Origin of the sequence: Haladaptatus sp. SPP-AMP-3 (assembly GCF_049568665.1) — an archaeon.
Classification (GTDB): Archaea; Halobacteriota; Halobacteria; order Halobacteriales; family Haladaptataceae; genus Haladaptatus; species Haladaptatus paucihalophilus.
This window is the reverse complement of record NZ_CP145900.1, coordinates 26,369-44,869: the sequence shown is the minus strand read 5'-3', so window position 1 is coordinate 44,869 and position 18,501 is coordinate 26,369. Positions and strand designations below refer to the sequence as shown.

Sequence of the window (18,501 nt, the reverse complement as noted above, 5' to 3'; positions counted from 1 at the left end):
CTAACACAATCAATCACGTGAAAGGATTTATATGTCACCTATGGGAGTGTAGTGATATGCCCAACGCAGATATGCAGCCTATCGCCTACGTTCCTCCAAGTAATACACTATATAATCGGCTCAAAACCCCAAGTTCGACGTCCGAAACCAAACTCCGACCTGACTTAACTAGACTCACACTCAGCCGGGACAAGTGGAACGAAATCCTCACCACAAATCTGGCCCATGATCTCAACCGCCTCCATTACTACCAGCCCCCCCGCGCAAACCACCACGATCTCCAAGCACTCGGAAAACACGTCTTCACTACCGAACTCGGGAACTTCCACGACCATCCCCTCGAACTAGCCGCCAGCGTCTACGACGATACATATCTTTATATCTTCCTCACAAAGCAAGGAACAGACAACGACATTGCAGCGATCGCTGTCTTTAGACCGAACGCAAATGTATTCACGATCCGAGTCCGCGAAGACGATCAAGCCGCATCTGCCTTTCATCGACTCAAAGAAGACTTCCAAGATCCCTCCGAACATTACCGCGGCCCCAAAGAGAACCAACCAGAGTTTGATGGGCGCTTTCACACCCAATTCGAAACTGACCTCGTTGATCGCTATGACCGAATCTGGATCGCATTCAGTGACTATCCCACCGATAATGTCCTTAACAAGGTCCAATTCCTCGCCGAAGGACAGAACAATGCCAAAGAAAGCACCCACGTCACAAACATCCTCTCAGAAGAAGGGACAAAAATATACGGCGGACGTGTCGAAGCATCCGGCCTCGCTCTCACGACCCCACGAACCTTCTTTTTTAATTGGTTTGAGCGACGTATCACCTTTCAACAACGCCCTAGTGAACAAACAAAACTCGAGATTTCCGACTCACTGCTTCGAATCTACGACCGAATGCTTTCTCCCCCACTCGACCGCATTCTGAGTCCGGGGACAGCGCCCATTCGGGTCGAATTCTACGATAACCGAACCGCCGCAACCTGGCAGGGATACACAACACTCCGGGGATTTCTCGACCATGCCACCGAACAGCTAGACGGCCATAGTCAAACAATCACCTATCATGAAGAGGGTACGCCGACGGTCACCGAACTGGCTAACCTTCGTGAAGAGCCGCCAAATGATGTGACGTTCGTCCGCGTTGGTGGAGAGCAACAAACGCTCACCTGGGAACCAAACACGACCGGTGATGGGAACCAATGTGTTTTCGGCCTTATATCAGGTGTACACAGCACTAACCTGGCGTCACTATATGAACAAACCGTTGAAGGAGCGTTCAGCAAGCGAGCCGCAGAGACAATAGCAGACATCTCGCAGAAAACGGAGGTGGCAGAATGACAAGCCCAATCGTTAATGTTCAGAAACAAATCGGTAGTCTCATCGATAAAGCCATCCACAAGGCGCAAACTACCGCGGATTGCGAGGCTTACTGTTTCTGGGATGGCGTCTCCGTATTCGTACGCACACTCAACGAGGCCGATACTGTCCGCTGTGCAGTAACCAGCGAACTAACCTGCCAAGCGGTCGTGGAGAATCACCGGCCACACCGTATCTACATTTCACTCACATCCACCCCGAACGACCACCAACTCGAGTTTGGCCATATGCGGGAGATGCAATGGGCAGTCGCCGAAGAAATCGAACCCCACATCGAAACAACACGCTACACCTCCGAGTTCACTGCGATCTACGACGAACAGCTCCATCGGAATGGTGATGCTAGCATCGAGACCATCACCACGGATATCGAACGGAAAGTTGTTGACCCCGAGAACCTCCAACTCGAGGAGAACGACCGTAAGCAAGAGACGATTCAACTCACACTATTATAGATGAATCTCACGTCACTCACGTGGCTTTCATTCGTCGGCTCCGCACTTATGGTCCTCTATGCCGAATGGAATACTGATCCCGCTGATACACGTCTCGACGGGAATGGGGTTACGTCGGATCGCCAGATTAGCGAGACGAACTATGAGCGCCTTCTTAAAGTTCACCCGCTAACGATAGTGATCTGTAGCCTCACTGCATTTACGGAGGGATATCTCGGAAATCCCCTGTGGTATGGTGCAATCCTCCTCCTTGTTGCGCTCTATCTAGCAAGCCTGCGAGGCTCTGGATACCGCCACGATACAACCAAACGCCTCGGCCTTTCCCGCCTAACCTGGACTACAGCCGGGTTCTACGCCATTTTGGCTCTGGCAACAGTCGTTCAGTCGCCATAATTAGCTGAGTCGTAGGCGGGGGAGGTTTCGCAGAGTAACGTAGAACCGCGCACCGGGTTCGCTGTGCGCTTCAGGGATGCCAACCCCTCCGATGGTCTTAAGCCGTATCTTGATGTCGTCCCACTGCTCTCGTACGCCGCGTTCCTTGAAACCACCGCTGAAGTCTAAGTAGTTGACACCCATCTCGTACATTATCACCCCGCAGAATTCGTGGAGGATGCCAATCCGTCGGTCTTCGACGTAGTGATTTTTATAAGCTCGTCCTGATGAGTGTGGTTCATAATATGAGGTAGACTGTGAAACTATGAAATCAAACTACGTCTGGCAATTTATCGCGGTCCTTTAAATTTATATATCCTTACCTCCCATTTCGCAGTAAGAATGACTGGGAAAGATTCATTCACGACCCTCAACTTACCCCGTGTTATCGATACATCTTCCCACGACTTCATTGAGGATTTTTACGTGCCGCTCCTTTCACGTTCTACTTCGTATAAACGGGGTGTAGGCTACTTTACGACTAACTGGGTCAAATCGGCAGCCAGAGGGATAGTCGACCTTGCTGAGAGTGGGGGGACTGCGCAGTGGATTGTAAGTCCAAAACTCACAAAAAAGGATTGGGAAACCCTGAAGAGAGGAGATGAAGCAAAGCGAAACGACATTCTCAAAGAATCACTCAGCAAGACAGTAAGCAATCTGCGCTATGATCTCGAGTACGAAACTAGGAATGCAGTCGCCTGGATGATCGCAGATGGAATTCTGGATATAAAGTTGGCAGTCCCGACACGGGATCTATCTGGTGATTTTCACGACAAATTTGGTGTACTGTATGATCACCAAGGGAACCGAGTCGCTTTCCACGGGTCACAGAATGACAGCGAGAAAGCCCTGAGAAACTACGAGGCGTATACGATCGACTGCGATTGGGAAAGCAACCGAGATGAGGAAGGAGTTAATTACCAAGAAAAAAGATTCGATCATCTCTGGAGCGGAGCTGACAATAATGTCGAAATCTACACGATACCTGAAAGTCTGAAAGAAGAGATCACCGAGCTCCGAGACGTAAACAGCCGACCATACAGTTCCCCAGCATCGGTTAAGGAAGCTAAGTCAGTGATCACACTCCGAGATTATCAGCGGGAGGCAGTCGACGCGTGGTTTGAAAATGAATGCCAGGGCCTGTTTCAGATGGCAACCGGAACGGGAAAGACATTTACTGCACTCGCCGCCCTTGGCGAATATATCGATTTGGTTGATAGTCCGGTACTCTGTGTGATCGCCGTACCACAGAAACATCTCGCTAGACAATGGGCAAATGAAATGGAGATTTTTGGCTTAGAAACACCAAAGTATATCTATGGTTCGGCCAATCCCGACTGGAAACAAGACCTGTCCAGAATCGTGTCGAACATCAGACTCGGTATCTCTGAATATACCTGCCTGATAACCACACATACCACACTCTCGAATGAATATTTCCGGGAGAAGATTGGTGATATTGACAAAAACGCCATCATTATTGCCGACGAAGTCCATGGACTCGGTTCCAGTCATCAGCGTGAGGGCCTCCTTGAGGGGTACACTGCTCGTATTGGTCTTTCGGCGACTCCCGAGAGATATTTCGACGAGGAAGGTACGAACTTTTTGCTCAATTACTTCGGCGGTGTCACATTCGAATTCACCCTCGAGGATGCAATCCCAGAGTATCTCACTCCGTACGAATATCATCCTATCATCGTTGAGATGGATGAAGACGAACTGGAAGAGTATCGGATCATGACTCGAAAGGTCGCTGCTGCTTACGCTGACGATGAGACCGATGAAGAAGCCCAGCAAGTCCTCCAGTCACAGCGGGCAACAATTGTGAAGCGGGCAATCGGGAAATATGATGCACTTCGGAAGATACTCGACTCACTTGGGCACCCAAAGCACCTCCTGGTGTACACCAACCCCCAACAGATTGGGAAGGTCGGTGAGATTCTCAACGAATACGGCATCATCCACCACAAATTTACCTACAAGGAAGACGACAATCTGCGGGAAGAACTACTGGACCGGTTCGGAAAGGGTGAATGGGACGCTCTGGTGGCGATGAAGTGTCTCGACGAAGGCGTCGATGTCCCAGCGACGAGGACCGCAGTGTTGATGTCGAATAGCGGCAACCCAATGCAGTTCGTGCAACGACGTGGACGGGTACTCCGGCAATCCGAAGGGAAAGACTTCGCGACGATTTACGACATTGTCGTGGTCCCAACCTTGACTCCTGACGATGCCATCGCCAAATCCGAGGAAAACATCCTGAAAAAGGAGCTCCGTCGATTCGAAGAGTTCGCTGCGACAGCCGAGAATGAGCACGCGGCACGCAACCGTCTTGAAGAGGTGCGAATAGAGTACGGGATCTAGTTTAGGAAAACTAATTATGTCATGGCCATAAGTATTCCAGTATATGAACGATTCTGAAGTTCATTCCCTCATCTTAGATCGGTTGGAGGAGGTCGAGGACGACGACCTCCAGCGGTTCTTGACGACAATTCTTCGACATGAGCGCAAGATTCTCGATGAGCATCGAGCGAAATACAAGGATGAATACAAATCGCTCGTCGAAGACTACATCGAGGATGAATCGATCGAGGAGTTCGATGATGGATAACGTACAAATATTCGAGTTGAAGCTCCAAGACTACCGGCAGTACGAAGGAGAGACTATCATCCCACTTGAAACAACCGATGACGAGAACATCAACGTCATCGTTGGACAGAACGGTGCAGGGAAGTCAAATATTTTGAATGCGATTACGCTGTGTTTCTACGGTGAAGAGGCTCACACCGACGCCCATAGTGGTGACTCGTTAAAATCCGATCCGTACGTGAACATACGGAGGTTAGACAGTCTCTCACCTGGAGAGTCGGCGGAAGGATTTGTCGAGATCAAATTAGGGAAGGACGATCCGGAGTACGCGTTCCGTCGATCGTTCACCACCGCTCGGAAGCCGGACGACGACGAATCGGGTGAGCCCCAGTATAACAATTCACTGGGAGAGCTCAAACTGAGACAGCGATTCGGAGGAAATGACTGGCAACCCATCCCTCAACCCGAAAATATTCTCCGGGAGATCCTTCCCACACACGTCCACCAGTACTTCCTCTTCGACGGGGAACAGCTCGACGAGTTCTTCGCCGAAGGCTATGCGCCCAGAGTAAAAAAGGCAGTCCTCGACGTCTCCCACGTCGAGTTGCTGAACAACGCCGTTGAACACCTCAACGTCATTCGCCAAGACTTCGAGCGAGAATCGTCGGATATTGGTGGCGACGTGGCTGAGCTACAGAAGCGGAAAGAAAAGGCAGAACAGGAATTAGGTCGACTCGAGAAGAAGCGGAATGACCTCACCTCTGAACTCGAAACAGCCAAAACTAAGGTTGAAGGGATTAACGACGATCTCTCCGCGAGTGGTGACGAAGATGTCCGTGACATGCAGCAGCGCAGAGAGTTCCTCGACGGTAAGCTGGACGAGAAAGAGAACCAATTGACTGAAGCAAGAGCTCAGGTGGGAACCAGTCTTGCACAGGCTGGTGGGGTCGCCTACAACGCGGACGCGCTCACGCACGCCATCTCGGCCATCGAAGAGTACGAATCAACAGAGGATGGCCTCCCAGGACTGACTGAGGAGTTGTTGGACAGCATCCTGACTCGTGGCAAGTGTCTTTGTGGCACGAACCTCTCAGAAGTCGATGACGCCCGCGGTCACATCGAAGACCTCCTTAAAGAGAACTCCTCGAATGGCCATCAAGTGATCGATGGGAGACTTCGGATGACACGGACATTGAAGCAAGGCGAGTCGCTGATCGACGATCTGATTGCGGATAAGAGCAAAGTCGAAGAGATTCGAAACTGGATCGACGACAAGGAGGCCGAGCTGTCACGCATTTCGCTCAAACTTGAAGACGAAGATACTATCGACAACGAGGAGGCTGTCAAGTTAGAGAAGCAGCGTCAACGACTCTCCGGGCGAGTGAATCAGATGAGCATGGAGATTGGTGAACTCAACGGGGAGATAAAACAACAGAACGGTGTGATTGAAGAGCGCAGGCAAGAGTGGAGGAAGGCGATGAAAAAGCAGCGGAAAAACGAGCGGCTGGTACACAAGAGCGTGTTCGTTGAGTCCGCCTCAGACACCCTTGAGCACATCAAACACGACATCCTCGACAAGGTTCGCACGCAGACGGAGCACCGACTCGAGCGGTACTACAACGACCTAATCTGGAAAGACGAAGACTACGAAGTGGCCCTAACCGAAGATTACGAGGTAAAACTCTACAATCAGGACGGACGAAAGAACCTCGGATCACTCGCCGCGGGGGAACGACAAGTGCTCGCGTTGGCGTTCATGGCGGCGTTGTCGAAGATTTCTGGGTTCAGCGCTCCGATCGTGATTGACACCCCGCTCGGTCGAATTTCGAGTGATCCAAAGAGACTGATCGCTCAGAACGTCCCGAACTACCTCGAAGACACCCAAGTGACATTCTTAATGACCGATGTCGAGTACAGCGATGACGTGCGTGCGTTCATCACCGACGAGGTCGCGTACGAATACCATCTAGACTATCATGACGGTATCACGGAGGTGGTCGAGCAATGAGAAGTAGTGGTCGCGAACGTGTGTACGAAGACACCGATCCCCGGCGTGACGTTCACATCGATAGTGAACGCTACGATTTGTTCAAACAGCTCCAAAACTCCGAAGACTCACCATTCTACCAGGCAGAAAATCACGATCTGTTCATGTTCACCGTCGGCTACGGTCGGCAAAAGGCGATGCCGCAGAGCACCGAGAACGAAGAACACGCGTTCTTCGGTCGGTCGCGGCTGTCCGAGTCACAACAGACCGTTTTAGAGGCTGTCGCTGTCAACGAAGAGAGCGACGTGCAAGTACTACGAGATCAGCGTCTCGTCTACGAAATAGCAGAGGAATACGCGAACGCTGGGGTCAAGGAACTGTACGGCCGTGTATTCGGCCCCAAAGACGACCCCCTCAGTGAGCTTACGCTGGAGGTCAAAGATATTTACAAATCTGAAGTATAATGAGCAGAAACTATGTCACTCGGACGACTGGTATAATGGATATTAGGAAGTATAATATGGGGAAAGTGGATTTGTGTTTAGAAGTGTGTCCGGACAGCAAGCTATCAGCGACAGGAGTCGAGATAAGATGACGGAGTTCGACGCGGAAGTCCGGGGAGCGATCGAGGTCATCGAACGGTATGTCTCTACTGGCGACAACGAGACGTCGCTTGCCGACTACGTCGACGAACTCGACGAGACCAATCTCTTTGGATACTTTGATGAGCATCCAGATGAAGCGATCACTCTCGTCGGCGAACTGGAAGCCTACTTCGAGAACGGTGACCTCCCGACGACGGACGAAATCAAAACCGAGCAAGGACCGTTCCCACCACATACAGACCCCAATTGGATGGTTGAACAGGCCGACGCGAGCATCGTTCGACCCAAAGAGGAATCAGATGATGAGGAAGAGGGAGCAATCGATCTCGAAGCGAACTCGGTCGATTTGATTGTCACATCTCCTCCGTACTGGAAGAAACGCGACTACGGCACTCAAGACCAACTCGGACAGGAGTCGACTCCCAACGAGTATATTGAGAATTTGATCGACGCACTGGAACACTGGAAGACATTCCTTCGTCCGACCGGGTCGATTTTCCTCAATATCGGGGATACCTACAAGAACAAGAGCCTCACCGGAATCCCTGGTCGTTTCGCGAAGGCGGCACAAGACGCAGGCTGGACAATCAGGAACGAGATCACGTGGGCAAAGGACAATGGCATACCCTCGTCGGCGAAGGACAGGCTTGTCCCGCGACACGAACCAATCTACCATCTCGTCTTAGACAAAGACGAGTACTACTACGACTTACACGGGTACTCCAATCTGTATGGGAACGGGTCGAACCCGGGGGATGTCTGGCGGATCAGTCACGACCGGAACACGGGTGGACACCTCGCACCGTTCCCCAGCGACCTCGTTCAGCGAGCAATCACCCTCGCCTGTCCTCCGACGGTCTGCACGAACTGTGGTTCGCCCCGCCGCCGTATCCGAAAGCGCGGTCTGACCAACCTCAACACCGATCGGCCACAGGCAAGGCGTGCACTCGAGATATACGAAGAGAGCGACGAGCTTACACTCAATCACATCAGAGCGATCCAGGCGACTGGGATCTCGGACGTCGGGAAAGCCCAAGAGTTCCAATCGGGAGCGGGAAACAACGATGAAGACGTCCAAAAGTACGCGAAAGAAGCCAAAGACATCTTAGGCGGATACTTCCGAGAGTTCACGTTCCCCCAGTGGACAACGGCTGGCTGGACGGAGTGTGATTGCGACGAGCCCACCTTGGAGCGAGGTCGTGTCTTCGATCCGTTCGCGGGATCCGGCACCACGATCCAAGTCGCACTTAGCCTCGGGTACCACGGCTTTGGGACCGACCTGGACACATCCAACATCGACCAAGACCAGTCGCTAACAACCTACTCGAAATGACCACCTATACCTTGAAACCCGATGTCGTCCGAGACTGCCTCCATCGGCTCATTGATGAGCCCGTCCACCGTATGTTCCCGGGGTACCTATGTCTGCACCAGCAGGCTGCATTGGAAGGGAAGACGACGGGCTTAGCGTTCCCATACAATGAGTTCTTTGACGACTATCTTCGGGTGAAAGCAGAGGGAGCGAAGACGCCGTACTTTGTGCCGTTCACCCAAGCGACCAACGCTTCGCTGGAGTCGCTCTGGCTCAACGAGAACGTCGCCGGAACGTACGCACCGTCGTCACTCCGTTCGACGGCACCTCTGTTGGAGATCGCCGAGATTGAAAAACGAGGGCACAACTCAGAGTGGGGGTTAATCGACGACCACTGGAAACTGGCGCGTTTGGAACTATGTAGTAATACCAAGTTGCCGGTAGAATCGCTCGCCGCCTACTTACTCCGCGATTACGGATTCAATGTGGACGACCCGTCGGCGTTCACCGTCGTAAAGACCTTCACCGAGGAATTTGGGTACAACCTCGGTGACGAGGCGTTCTCACATCTGTACCGGACCGGCGACTCAGAAATTACGCGCGATTCCTTCGAGAAATATGAGTAAGCAGATACAGACGACGATCGGCATCCGAAACGCACTTCGAACGACGGGGAAGGTCCGTCAACTCACTCCAGAGCAGTTGGAGATCCCCATTGATGGAGACGACAAGGACGAAGAGCAGAGCGACATCGACATCTGGGGAGAACTCTACGAGTGGGCAAGGACGGCAGCAGAGGTCGGAGAGGTCGGTGTCGCAGCACGTACGGAAGACGGACACATCTCCTCGGCATTCCCCATCCGAGAGGGGCGTTCGCACGAGATTCACGCACTCGAGCTCGCAGTGTGGAAAGCGTACTCAGAGCGTGAGGTACCCGTCACAGAGGTCGCCATCGTGACCGACAATCGGGACTTCAGCCCCTGTGGCAGGTGTCGCCAAGTAGTGTCCGACTACTCGTCGGGTGCCGAAGTGCGATCGGCCGACCGGCAGGGAGACAACTGGCATCATGTCCTTCCAGAGGAGGAGACGCCGCAGCGTCCCGAGCCGAGCACAGTCCCTGCAGAAGAGGCGATCGAGGATGGTTCAGATACTGAAGAGAGCGTCAACACAGATACCACCCCAGAGGGCCAGAGTGAGCAGTTGGAGGTCGAGTACATAAGGTTCGAGACGCCAGTGTATCACTACAAATACAAGGACCTGCACACCACGTTCTGTAACCGCGATTTGAAAGGGTTGGAATTCCGAAGGAGCAATCAGGAACCGGACCTGCTCGACCCGTGCAAGTCCTGCACTGGTGAGTCGAGGGTTCAGACAATCGAAGAGCAGATGGAGGACCTCCGTTCGGAGATCCGCGAACAGGTACCCGAAGTCACAGTAGACGGTTTAGATCCTGGCCATTTTGACGCGGAGGAACTGGGGGCAATTCTCGACGCGATCCCCACCGAGTTCCACAAGTTCGAACGGTCCCCGGAGACGATCCGCTTCAAGTTGAGTCGAGCAGTCGAAGAGATCAACGATTCAGAGACGGCCCCCAAGTCCTTCGAGAAGGGGGAAATGGAAGCGATGTTGGCCGCGATCGAAGGAGTCGGAATCGTCCCACGGTCGCCACACCTGTTCGTCATTACTGAATCTAACAAGATGAAACGAGTGTCGCTCAGTGAGTTTCAGACTCAAGGCAGGGGCGGGAAGGGGACACGGGTGACGCCGGCCGGGGAGGGGGATGAACCAACTTCGATGTTCGTTGCGATCCCACGCGATCACGTCCTGTTATTCACCGACCACGGAAACGTCTACAAACTGAATGGGTGCGAAATTCCCCATATGACCACTTCAGAGGGGGGAACTCCATTGACGGAGATCATCCCCTTAGATGAAGGAGAGTCGGTAGAGGTGGCAATTCCGATGACCGACGACGACCACGAATTCCTCGCGATAGTCACTCGGAAGGGTTATATTAAGCGGACGAAGGCAGAAGAGTTCGACAATATCCTCAGCACTGGGATCATCGCGATCGATCTCGAAGACGACGAACTCCGTGACGTGAAGTGGACGGACGGGAACAGTGACATCATTATCGGGTCTCGAGGCGGCCAGACCATCCGGTTCGACGAGAGCCAAGTCCGACCGATGGGCCGGACTGCGAGGGGTGTCAAAGGAATCGATTTGACGTCTGGCGACGGCGTGACAGGAATGTCGGTGATCGATCCTGAGGAGGAGAGCCAGATCCTGTCTGTGACGAAAAACGGATACGGAAAACGGACCGATGCAGACGACTACCGGCCCCAAAGTCGAGGTGGACGTGGACTAAAAGACATCGCGATCGACGAACGGAACGGCTCTCTCGTAGACGTTGAGACCGTCACTGAAGAGGAACACCTGGTTGTGCTCAATAGCGACGGCCACCTCATCCACACGCCGGTGAGTGGGATCTCCTCGATGGGACGTAACACTAAGGGTGTAATTATCATGAATCTCAACGACGACGATTCAGTCATCGGTTGGGACATTGTCCCTGTATCCACAGAGGTCTCCTAACCAACACTCCTCGATGACTTGGGAGAAATATATGGTCTGATATTTTTGTGGGTGGTCGGAGGTTGAATCAGGTCTACTCCAAGTAAGACTCGGATTGATCGTATTTTCCATAGAAACATCCGAAGCCGGCTGCCGGACCAGTTAACGACACTGGAGATTTGGTCGGCAACAGCAGACCCGTTTTCTTCAAGCTCAGTGCTATTCCGTAGGTCGGCTAATACTGACTCGGTCACGAAAGTATTTTAACGTTCAACAACATAGTTGACATATAATTTATGAATTCGGGCGGGCTTTACCCGATCATATTTCGGTGTTTTCCGTGGTTATCCTACAGTTAGATTCTCAATAAGATTCTCTACTAACCGTTGTGAAACTTCACGAATTGTCTCATTCTCACTTTCTCCGATCTCGGAATTTTCCACTACCCCGAATGTTTCCGGGGGATCATGTTCCTTTAGACAGCGAAAAATTGCCAACTCCCGTATATCAATCCTCGAATACGACTGGATTGCATGATCCAAAGTTCTATTTAGATTGTCGCACCACCGAAAGCCATTAGTTTGTGAAGTAGTTCAAATAATTAATAACGTCTGGCACTGTCTAGTTAAGCTCCTCCTCGACAGGTGTTCGATTGTTGAGCGATTGATGCGGTCGCTGATGGTTATAGTAATGCACAAATTGTTCAAGCCACTGCTGAACGCTTGGCCGACTGCCCACCCACGAAGTATGAAAGCGGTCGATCCGCTGTTTGAGCGTGTGAAACCACTTTTCGATAAGGTTTCGCTCAGTATAATCAAGGTGACCGCTCAATCCAATTCGAAAGAGGGCAGTCCGATAGCCATAGCCATCAACGAGAAACACAGTGTCAGAGAGATCGTGTTTCTCGGCCAATTCAGACAGAAACGCAGCCGCTTGATCGGTCCCATGCCGATCAAACACTTTGACATCGAGCAGTAACTTTGTTTCTGTGTCTATTGCAGCGTACACCCAAGACCACTCGCCGTTAATTTTGACAGCGGTTTCGTCAACCGCGACCCACGTCGGCGTCGCCGACGGCGGGTCGGAGACGCTGTCAGATACCCGATGAACCCATTGAAAAATCGCTTGATGCGACCGTTTTACGCCGAGGAGCGCGAGAATACCTTTTGTTTCCCTGAGCGAACAACCGGTCGCGTGGAGTCGGACGGCGAACGCCCTGACGGGCGTTCGCCGTCCGCTCACGCTCCCAACATTCAAGCCTAGCCGTATCTAAACTCTCCCTGAGCAGGTTTGAGAGTAGCATGAACAACTAGCTCTTCGACCTGCTCGTCCTTATCTAGACAGTGCCGTTTATACGAACTCACCCATTAGAGGGCACATAGTCGGTAGTCTTTCAACACAGTAGCAAAACTTTGGTATATGGTTTCGGATATTCTCATAACCGCCGCAATCGGCGGAACCGTCGGTGCAGTTGTGACCGCAGCTGCGAGTCTCTTTCAAACGCACCTACAACAACAATCGGAGAATATTCGGTGGCACGCTGAATTTTATCTTGAACGGAAAGTAGAATCGCTTATGGATTTACATGCTGCTCTTGAACATGCTAAGTTGATCTATATTGAAAAGGGTCTCAAAATAGGCTATGGAACCGTAACCAAAGAAGACGTAGACGAAGTCATCAGTGTTTGGCAGAGGTTTGAACAGAAACTAAATCAGGCGAGTGTCTTTCTAACCAATGATCAGCAACAGATACTCAGTGAAACTCTCGACAAATTTCATGAGGCTAATCCAATTTTTAATCAGGCCTATGAGGAACGCAATATGGCCCCGTCAGATTTCGCCCGTCGCGAAATCCTGGATAAATATAGAGAGGGATCAGAAGTATTGAAAGAGGAAATAAATGGCCCTATAAAGGAATTTAGTAACTGAATCAACTCGACGATAGCACACTTTTGCTAGCGGAATATGGAACTGTCTCTAGGGTTGGTATTCTTGAGGCACAATTCTCTTCCAACGCACTGCCATTAGAATTCCTCGTATCGGTTGCCTTAGTCTATTAATTGTCGATACTGGTAGACGGTATCTTCGAGGTATCAGCCAATTGATGCTGGTGGCTTGGTAGCTCCTCTAATTCGGCGTCCAATACAATCTCTTCTGCTGGTTCCTCACTGTTTGGATCACTACGGAACAGGACGTACCGTTCGCCATTCGTGACGAGCCCCCAATCCGTACCGATGAGCCGCATGTACCGTTTCGTCTGCTTGAGACCAGCACGCAACGAGCGACCAGCGCGTTTCGCCTCCACAGTTACCGCAGGACTGTCATCACGAAACAGGACGTAGTCCGCTCGATCATCAATTGTGTCATCGTCCCGTGGATATTCCATCCGAACTTCCGGTGCGTACACATTCCAACCCAATTTGTTGAGAAACGGCGTGATGATCTTGGTCTGTGTTCCAAACTCGTCCAGTGCTGGTCCTTCATCTAGAATCTGCCGGGTGCGAGTAACGAATGTCTCCAGGGTGTCCGATTCTAATGGCTCAACAGGACGTTCCGCGTCTAAGTACTCATCCCATTGTTCCCACTTGGTAGCGTCTTGTGTTGAAACAGAAACAGCATCTAAGTAGGTATCGAACCGGGAACTGTCTCCCTCTTGTTTGAGTCGCAGTATGCCGACCACTGTTACCCGCTCTTGTTCAGTGACGAGACCTGTGATATCGTCTTCGAGATGGACAGAGAGTTCGGTTAGACCCCCGGCAGCCGCTCCCGGCAGTTCATGCAACAGTAAATCTTGGGCGTCGGTTAATTCAGACTGATCGAAGTTGATTCGGAACGGCCCCTGTCGCTCGCATCCTTGGCATTCGTGTGGTTCTTGAGTTTTAGTACCTGTTTGGGAGATATACGTCAGGGTACCACATCGCTGGCATTCAAACGCTCCTTCTTGCATTTGAGGTTGGACGTCGGATGCCTATACTACGATCCCTTCGGCCGCGACTAAGGTATTGACATGTCGGGCACCGAGAGCACCGATATCGGTTGTCTCATCGAGGTTGTGAATCCGAACATGCGCTAGATCGAGACTAACGTCCACCGGGAGATCATACAATCGCAGTGCTTCTTCGGCGTATTCTTGCACTTGGTGTGGTTGGGCGAGGAGATCAGTAGCGAGATCGGCGTTGTATTGGTAGAGGTCGGCCCAGTCGATATAGAGTGATCGTGGCTCCGTTGGATACTTTTGAGCGAATTCTCTGATTTCCTCCGCATAATAGTCGCGGTAGAACTGCTCGAAAATGTCGATTAGCTCCGACTTCGCAGCGCGAGTCATACAGTACTCCGCAGACGCACACCACTTAATCCCTGCTTTGAATTCAATAGTTCAGAGATTCTATCTCCCTCAGTATTTATGGTCCGGACTGAGAACAATGAGTTATTCAAATGACGCTATTCGAAAGACTATACCCACAGGGTTTATTCCAAGAGAAATCTATGAGATAGCATTCAGTAATAATATATTTTTAGAAAGAATTATTTACCATTTATTCATAGGTATTGTTAGATGGCAACTTGTTATATTTTCGGTGCCGGTGCGTCATATGGATACAATAGCGATGTTGAGGAGAAAGACTGTCCACCATTAACTGAGCAATTTTTAGTAAAAGCGAGGGAACAAAACGTTCTAACAGAGGATAATTTTCCCAGTCTTCGTGAAGGTGTCGTAAAGTATCTTAATGAAAAAGAGAATTTGAATGCAGAAACGTTTGAACAACTTTCGGAGGCTGACTTGAAAATTGACATAGAGAAATTTTTAGGATGGTCGTTTTCACGGCGTGATGAATTTAGTGACAGATTCGATAGGTTGGTGTCAGAGAGGATACTTGAGGGACGTGATGAGCTTGAGGAAGAATTGTTTCTTTTTGATTCTGTGATTGGTGAAACATACTTTTTTATTTATGAGCTGCTGAGAAGATATCCATCGTCAGATAAAATAATAAGAAATAATTATCGGAAATTGCTACGCAAAACCCGTAATGAAGACGCTTATTTTATAAGTCTGAATTATGACGTACTCTTAGAATGTGCTGCACAAAAAAGAGATATGATAGCAATTTATACAGGGATACATGATAAATTAGATATAGACTATCCAAAGGACTATGTTCCAGTAGCAAAAGTGCATGGTTCAATCAATTGGATAAATCCGACAGATATGCGTCCTGAAAAGGGTTTCTCGAATTCTATAAAAGTACGTCATCTAAAAGGGATCTCGTATACACACCCCGAAACCTCAGTTGAGGTATATTCAATAGATAGATTGAGACGTACCAGTTATAGAGAATTCCTCAACAGCAATCCGATGAGCAAGATTGCTATCGTACCTCCCTTAGCAGAAAATAAAAATTTCGAGGAGATATCTGATTACAAACGAGTCTGGAAATTCGCTGGAGAGATGCTTTCTAAGTCAGATGAAGTCGTGTTTATCGGTTGCTCAGTCCGTGAGCAAGATGAAAAATTTATAGAAACATTAGAAAATAATCTTAGAGATAATGTCAAGCTATCAATTTTTTCGGGGAGAGATTCTGAGTCAATAGAGTCACAGCTTGAGGATTATGCAACTAACCCAGAATTCATAACTGATGAGAAAGTAATAAATTCGAAAAGACACTTTGATGACTATATTCAGTACATTTCTTAGATTCCTCGCTTCACCCCTCTGTTTACCTAAACACCTACCTTTACTCCCAAACAATCTTTCAATTTGCCATTTTTATGTTAATCACTAACAAACCGATATGACTGGGCAAAAATCGGAGCTGTCTTCAAAGGTCGGGTGGGGCGGTTGCTTATGGTACGAACATATTCTACTCAATATCCGCGGAAATTGGGTCTCGAAAACGCATACGAACGGTAAAGATGACAAGATTATTCCTGATTAACCTCACAGACAGCCTCTTGCAGTTCATCAAATAGCTTTGGAGCATGTTCTTTAAAGAGTTGTATGTCTTCAATGAGTGGCTGATTGATACGAGATTTCACGCGAGAGATGGCTTCATACCGTCTTTGCTCACCGTGTTCTCCAGAAATGTATTCGCGCTCACTCTCGGTAGTTAGTGCTCGACCTGTTGCCATATGTGAGGACAGTGGTCTACTCATCATAACAACCTGTTGGATACGGTCCTTCATATTATTTGTCCCATGAGACAACCTTGTCTTATACAACAAGTGTTAAGGTGCATGCGGATAGACTACCGAGTAGGAAGTGCGGTCTCGCCTCAAAAGGCCGGTGCAGGAACACCGACCGCGCTTCTGAGGTCACAGAAGCATGACTAGCAATACCCCTTTCGTAGAAAAACGCATCGACTACCAACCACCTGTTTCCGGAGGACTCAGCTAATGGCGTCCTTCGACGAGAAACCCAACGGCGGGCTGCTCTCCCTCAAGGCCCAATTCGGCGAGAAAACCTTCCACCCCGTCAAGCGCCTCGAACCCACTCCCGACACCGCCGCCCAGGACCCCGACCAACCCACACCCACCAGCGACGAGACAATCACTCGTGCGTACCTCGTCGAACTCCGCGTGGGCTTTCAAACCCGAACCAAGACCACCAACAAAGAACCCTACTTGTACTGCATCTACGCCACGTCGGACTGTCAGCAATTCTTCGAACGTCGTCTCCCGATCGATTACGGCGAGGAGGGCTTCCAGATTCCCGAGGACACCGACACCTACCGCTCGGTCGCCACCACCAAAACGGGCAATCCGAACCTCCCCTCGACGCCACCGGGTGAAACCCACACAGAAACCCGCACACACTACCAGCACATCCTCGAGCGATGCTACGACATCGACGCCCCCACCCACACCACCGCAACTGAGGTGCACGCGTAGATGTCCCCCACCGAACGCCCTTTCCAAAGAGCGCTAGCTGTCGGCACACAAACCCACGACGATCTGTCCGTGAGTCAGAACGATTCCCTCTCAGAATCGGTCAGTGTGTGCGTAAACTATTTCTCCCTAGTCGAAAACCTGCAACCAAGGCAAACGAGCCTGAAACGCCAGCGGGCGTATCCTTATCGGCCCAAACGCGGCGATACCGTACCGTACTCCACGAGCACCAGCCACCGGCAACGCCACACCTGGTTCCACCCCATGAAACTCACACCACGGAACCCCAGCAAGCAACGACGACTCCCGACAGACCACACCCCTGAACACACAGCCCTCCCGATCCCCGACAAGCATCTCTACCAGTGGAGGCGAGCATAATGGCCCACAATCGTGAGCCACCGCGCACTCCCACTAGAGACGACCACAGCGAGTGGTCACCAGACAACGAAATCACCGAAGCCGAGATCGAAGCCACGTTCGAGCAGTGCCCCGATTGTGGCACGTACGTCGTGCAGTGCAATGGCGCACACTCCTGCAAACTAGCCAAACAGTTCCACAGCGTAAACAGAGAGGAACTCGCACACCGCATCGAGACCAGCCCGTTCCCTGACGACGATCCAGTTCTCGTCCGTGAACACAAACGGTACAACACGTACGCCTACCACGAACCCGATAGCGACAACACACCGCTTTGTTCACTCGGTGCCGGCCAGTCGTTCTGCACGCGTACTCGCCAGTACGCCCACGACCACTTCCTCGCACCCTGCCAGCGCTGTGAGCGCATTCGCGAAAAACAGGAGGTCGACCAATGACCGACCAGCGAACGGTCCTCGCGTTAGAGTGTACAGACCCGATTCAGATCCACACGCAACAGCGTACGCTCACGGGTATCGTCTATCAGTGTGAGCATTCGGAGCCCACACTCTCCTGTCGTGGTCCTGAGCCCGGCGAGCACGTTCTGTACGTCGCCACGCCATCGAACGACCTGTACCGGCTGCAGTACCGCTACTACGACGAGTACGAGCACACCGAGGCCGATCTCGATCGGTACGGTCGAACGCCCTCCGGCAAGTACGCCTGGTTGCGCACGTACGCCACGGTCGAGTGCATCGTCAATCCGACCGGAGGTGAACAGGCGTGAGGGGATATGCGCCCGCGCCGTTGAACCCACGCGATGCCGAGGCACTCGTTGCACACCTCGAACCGAGTGATTGCGTTCGCATCACGACCACGGAGTTGCCACGGACAATTCTCACCGTCAAAGCAACG

The 18,501-nt window shown here is 51.1% G+C and carries 18 protein-coding genes and 2 pseudogenes; 14 read left to right on the top strand and 6 right to left on the bottom strand.

The features are described from left to right. The first annotated feature begins 56 nt into the window (after window positions 1-56). On the top strand, window positions 57-1,352 hold the full coding sequence (locus V5735_RS19120; protein WP_423746632.1) for a hypothetical protein: 1,296 nt from the start codon (window positions 57-59) through the stop codon (window positions 1,350-1,352). Further along, a complete protein-coding gene (locus V5735_RS19115; protein ID WP_423746631.1) occupies window positions 1,349-1,846 on the top strand; it encodes a hypothetical protein in 498 nt (165 codons plus the stop codon). The genes V5735_RS19120 and V5735_RS19115 overlap by 4 nt, the downstream gene beginning before the upstream one ends. A gap of 393 nt (window positions 1,847-2,239) precedes the next feature. On the opposite strand, the gene V5735_RS19110 is transcribed toward V5735_RS19115, so the two are convergent. Further along, window positions 2,240-2,431, bottom strand: coding sequence for a hypothetical protein (locus V5735_RS19110; RefSeq protein WP_423746630.1), 192 nt, complete (start codon window positions 2,429-2,431; stop codon window positions 2,240-2,242). 189 nt (window positions 2,432-2,620) lie between these two features. On the opposite strand from V5735_RS19110, the gene V5735_RS19105 reads away from it, so the two are divergent. From V5735_RS19105 to V5735_RS19075, 7 genes are all read left to right on the top strand, one after another. Continuing rightward, window positions 2,621-4,642 carry a DEAD/DEAH box helicase family protein gene (locus V5735_RS19105; protein ID WP_423746629.1) on the top strand — a complete coding sequence of 674 codons (2,022 nt, stop codon included), beginning with the start codon at window positions 2,621-2,623 and terminating at the stop codon, window positions 4,640-4,642. A gap of 43 nt (window positions 4,643-4,685) precedes the next feature. After that, complete coding sequence (locus V5735_RS19100) at window positions 4,686-4,889, top strand: hypothetical protein (protein ID WP_423746628.1); 204 nt, start codon at window positions 4,686-4,688, stop codon at window positions 4,887-4,889. Next, the gene (locus tag V5735_RS19095; protein ID WP_423746627.1) at window positions 4,879-6,876 is read left to right on the top strand and encodes an AAA family ATPase; all 1,998 of its coding nucleotides are present in this window, start codon (window positions 4,879-4,881) and stop codon (window positions 6,874-6,876) included. The genes V5735_RS19100 and V5735_RS19095 overlap by 11 nt, the downstream gene beginning before the upstream one ends. Before the next feature lie 20 nt (window positions 6,877-6,896). Beyond that, the gene (locus tag V5735_RS19090; RefSeq protein WP_423746626.1) at window positions 6,897-7,319 is read left to right on the top strand and encodes a hypothetical protein; all 423 of its coding nucleotides are present in this window, start codon (window positions 6,897-6,899) and stop codon (window positions 7,317-7,319) included. Between the two features lie 127 nt (window positions 7,320-7,446). Continuing rightward, window positions 7,447-8,793: a DNA methyltransferase gene (locus V5735_RS19085; RefSeq protein ID WP_423746625.1), complete on the top strand. Its 1,347-nt coding sequence runs from the start codon at window positions 7,447-7,449 to the stop codon at window positions 8,791-8,793. Further along, on the top strand, window positions 8,790-9,398 hold the full coding sequence (locus tag V5735_RS19080; RefSeq protein ID WP_423746624.1) for a hypothetical protein: 609 nt from the start codon (window positions 8,790-8,792) through the stop codon (window positions 9,396-9,398). Before V5735_RS19085 ends, V5735_RS19080 begins: the two co-directional genes overlap by 4 nt. Further along, a complete protein-coding gene (locus V5735_RS19075) occupies window positions 9,391-11,367 on the top strand; it encodes a DNA gyrase C-terminal beta-propeller domain-containing protein (RefSeq protein WP_423746623.1) in 1,977 nt (658 codons plus the stop codon). Before V5735_RS19080 ends, V5735_RS19075 begins: the two co-directional genes overlap by 8 nt. A 600-nt stretch (window positions 11,368-11,967) precedes the next feature. Here the strand turns inward: V5735_RS19075 and V5735_RS19070 are convergent. Then, window positions 11,968-12,649: pseudogene (locus tag V5735_RS19070) on the bottom strand (IS6 family transposase). Window positions 12,650-12,765: 116 nt separating this feature from the next. Here V5735_RS19070 and V5735_RS19065 point away from each other — a divergent pair. After that, complete coding sequence (locus V5735_RS19065; RefSeq protein WP_423746622.1) at window positions 12,766-13,275, top strand: hypothetical protein; 510 nt, start codon at window positions 12,766-12,768, stop codon at window positions 13,273-13,275. 127 nt (window positions 13,276-13,402) lie between these two features. On the opposite strand, the gene V5735_RS19060 is transcribed toward V5735_RS19065, so the two are convergent. The 3 genes and pseudogenes from V5735_RS19060 to V5735_RS19050 all read right to left on the bottom strand — a co-directional run bounded on the left by V5735_RS19060 (window position 13,403) and on the right by V5735_RS19050 (window position 14,671). Continuing rightward, window positions 13,403-13,732 (bottom strand): type I restriction enzyme HsdR N-terminal domain-containing protein, encoded by a 330-nt coding sequence (locus V5735_RS19060; RefSeq protein ID WP_423746716.1) that lies wholly within the window; start codon window positions 13,730-13,732, stop codon window positions 13,403-13,405. A 285-nt stretch (window positions 13,733-14,017) separates the two neighbouring features. Continuing rightward, window positions 14,018-14,302 (bottom strand): annotated as a pseudogene (locus tag V5735_RS19055) (AAA family ATPase); the annotation flags it as partial. 12 nt (window positions 14,303-14,314) lie between these two features. Next, a complete protein-coding gene (locus V5735_RS19050) occupies window positions 14,315-14,671 on the bottom strand; it encodes a hypothetical protein (RefSeq protein ID WP_423746621.1) in 357 nt (118 codons plus the stop codon). A 231-nt stretch (window positions 14,672-14,902) separates the two neighbouring features. On the opposite strand from V5735_RS19050, the gene V5735_RS19045 reads away from it, so the two are divergent. Further along, window positions 14,903-16,039, top strand: coding sequence for a hypothetical protein (locus V5735_RS19045; RefSeq protein WP_423746620.1), 1,137 nt, complete (start codon window positions 14,903-14,905; stop codon window positions 16,037-16,039). Window positions 16,040-16,266: 227 nt separating this feature from the next. Here the strand turns inward: V5735_RS19045 and V5735_RS19040 are convergent, their stop codons facing one another. Then, the gene (locus V5735_RS19040) at window positions 16,267-16,527 is read right to left on the bottom strand and encodes a hypothetical protein (RefSeq protein ID WP_423746619.1); all 261 of its coding nucleotides are present in this window, start codon (window positions 16,525-16,527) and stop codon (window positions 16,267-16,269) included. 210 nt (window positions 16,528-16,737) lie between these two features. Between V5735_RS19040 and V5735_RS19035 the strand changes: the two genes are divergently transcribed. From V5735_RS19035 to V5735_RS19025, 3 genes are all read left to right on the top strand, one after another. Then, window positions 16,738-17,232, top strand: a complete 495-nt coding sequence (locus V5735_RS19035) for a hypothetical protein (protein WP_423746618.1) — start codon at window positions 16,738-16,740, stop codon at window positions 17,230-17,232. A gap of 377 nt (window positions 17,233-17,609) precedes the next feature. Beyond that, window positions 17,610-18,044 carry a hypothetical protein gene (locus V5735_RS19030; RefSeq protein WP_423746617.1) on the top strand — a complete coding sequence of 145 codons (435 nt, stop codon included), beginning with the start codon at window positions 17,610-17,612 and terminating at the stop codon, window positions 18,042-18,044. Continuing rightward, window positions 18,041-18,373 (top strand): hypothetical protein, encoded by a 333-nt coding sequence (locus V5735_RS19025; RefSeq protein ID WP_423746616.1) that lies wholly within the window; start codon window positions 18,041-18,043, stop codon window positions 18,371-18,373. The genes V5735_RS19030 and V5735_RS19025 overlap by 4 nt, the downstream gene beginning before the upstream one ends. The last annotated feature ends 128 nt before the right edge of the window (window positions 18,374-18,501 follow it).